2 protein-coding genes are annotated in these 2,151 nt (G+C 61.8%); both read left to right on the forward strand.

The window, feature by feature from the left end:
- Positions 1–143 precede the first annotated feature (143 nt).
- Entirely contained in the window at positions 144–1,271 is a 1,128-nt protein-coding gene (locus QMX91_RS30770; RefSeq protein WP_223007473.1) for an acyl-CoA dehydrogenase, read from the forward strand.
- Positions 1,272–1,286: 15 nt separating this feature from the next.
- A complete protein-coding gene (locus tag QMX91_RS30775) occupies positions 1,287–2,060 on the forward strand; it encodes an enoyl-CoA hydratase (protein WP_098963986.1) in 774 nt (257 codons plus the stop codon).
- Positions 2,061–2,151: the final 91 nt, after the last annotated feature.

A 2,151-nucleotide genomic window follows, 5' to 3' on the forward strand; every position in this document is an offset into this window, starting at 1 on the left:
CCAACGCCCTTTCTCCCTGTGGGAGGGGGCTTGCTCCCGAAGGCGGTGTGTCATTCAGAAATTGTCTGACTGACACGGCCAATTCGGGAGCAAGCCCCCTCCCACAATGAATAGGCGGTGCGACTTGAATTTAAGGATTCACCATGATTCCCAACGAAGACCAGACCCAGATCCGCGACATGGCTCGGCAGTTCGCCGAGGAACGGCTGAAACCGTTCGCCGCCGAGTGGGATCGCGAGCATCGTTTCCCCAAGGAAGCCATCGGCGAGATGGCCGAACTGGGCTTCTTCGGCATGCTCGTGCCGGAGCAATGGGGCGGCTGTGACACCGGCTACCTGGCGTACGCCATGGCCCTGGAAGAAATCGCCGCCGGCGACGGCGCCTGCTCGACCATCATGAGCGTGCACAACTCGGTGGGCTGTGTGCCGATCCTCAAGTTCGGCAACGACGATCAGCGCGAACGCTTCCTCAAACCGCTGGCCAGCGGCGCCATGCTCGGCGCCTTCGCCTTGACCGAACCGCAGGCCGGTTCCGACGCCAGTAGCCTGAAAACCCGCGCACGGTTGGAAGGTGATCATTACGTGCTGAACGGCTGCAAACAGTTCATCACTTCCGGGCAGAACGCCGGGATCGTGATCGTGTTTGCGGTGACCGATCCGAGTGCCGGCAAACGCGGGATCACGGCGTTCATCGTGCCCACCGATTCGCCGGGCTATAAAGTCGCGCGGGTCGAAGACAAGCTCGGCCAGCACGCGTCGGACACCTGCCAGATTCTGTTTGAAGACGTGAAGGTGCCGGTCGCCAACCGCTTGGGTGAGGAGGGCGAAGGCTACAAGATTGCCTTGGCCAACCTCGAAGGTGGACGCGTCGGCATCGCTTCGCAAGCGGTGGGCATGGCCCGTGCCGCGTTCGAAGCGGCCCGCGATTACGCCCGTGAGCGCGACACTTTCGGCAAACCAATCATCGAGCACCAGGCCGTGGCCTTCCGTCTCGCCGACATGGCCACGCAGATCGTCGTTGCCCGGCAAATGGTGCATTACGCCGCTGCCCTGCGTGACAGCGGTCAGCCGGCGCTGGTCGAGGCTTCGATGGCCAAACTGTTCGCCTCGGAAATGGCCGAGAAGGTCTGCTCGATGGCGTTGCAGACGCTGGGCGGTTACGGTTACCTCAACGACTTCCCGCTGGAGCGCATCTACCGCGACGTGCGCGTGTGCCAGATCTACGAAGGCACCAGCGACATTCAGCGCATGGTTATTTCGCGCAATCTCTGACAAGGAATCTTGCCCATGACTTACGAAACGATTCTGCTGGAAAACCACGGCCGCGTCGGCCTGATCACCCTCAACCGCCCACAGGCGCTGAACGCCCTGAACGCGCAACTGGTCAGCGAAGTGAACCATGCCCTCGATGGTCTGGAAGCGGATGCGAACATCGGTTGCATCGTCATCACCGGTTCGAAGAAAGCCTTCGCCGCCGGCGCCGACATCAAGGAAATGGCCGAACTGACCTATCCGCAGATCTACATGGATGATCTGTTCAGCGACAGCGACCGTGTGGCCAACCGCCGTAAGCCGATCATTGCTGCGGTCAACGGCTTTGCCCTCGGTGGCGGCTGCGAACTGGCGCTGATGTGCGACTTCATCCTGGCCGGTGACAACGCCAAATTCGGTCAGCCGGAAATCAACCTCGGCGTGCTCCCGGGCATGGGCGGCACCCAGCGCCTGACCCGCGCGGTGGGTAAGGCCAAGGCCATGGAAATGTGCCTCAGCGGGCGGATGATCGATGCGGTGGAAGCCGAACGCTGCGGCATCGTTGCGCGGATCGTGCCGAGTGATGAACTGCTCGACGAGGCGTTGAAAGTCGCCGCGGTGATCGCCAGCAAGTCGTTGCCGATTGCGATGATGATCAAGGAAAGCGTCAACCGCGCCTTTGAGGTCAACCTGACCGAAGGCGTGCGCTTCGAGCGCCGGGTGTTCCATGCGGCGTTCGCCACGCAGGATCAGAAGGAAGGCATGGCGGCGTTTGTGGCCAAGCGGACGCCGGAGTTTCAGGGCAAGTAATGCGCTGACCTAATTGACGCCTTCGCGAGCAAGCCCGCTCCCACATGGGATTTGTGTACGACGCAGATCCAATGTGGGAGCGGGCTTGCTC

It is taken from the genome of Pseudomonas sp. PS01299, assembly GCF_029960145.1.
Taxonomy (GTDB): Bacteria; Pseudomonadota; Gammaproteobacteria; order Pseudomonadales; family Pseudomonadaceae; genus Aquipseudomonas; species Aquipseudomonas putida_A.

Bases quoted from the DNA above. Each gene is read 5' to 3' on its own strand.
- QMX91_RS30770 (WP_223007473.1), top strand. From the start codon at position 144: ATGATTCCCAACGAAGACCAGACCCAGATCCGCGACATGGCTCGGCAG.
- QMX91_RS30775 (WP_098963986.1), top strand. From the start codon at position 1,287: ATGACTTACGAAACGATTCTGCTGGAAAACCACGGCCGCGTCGGCCTG.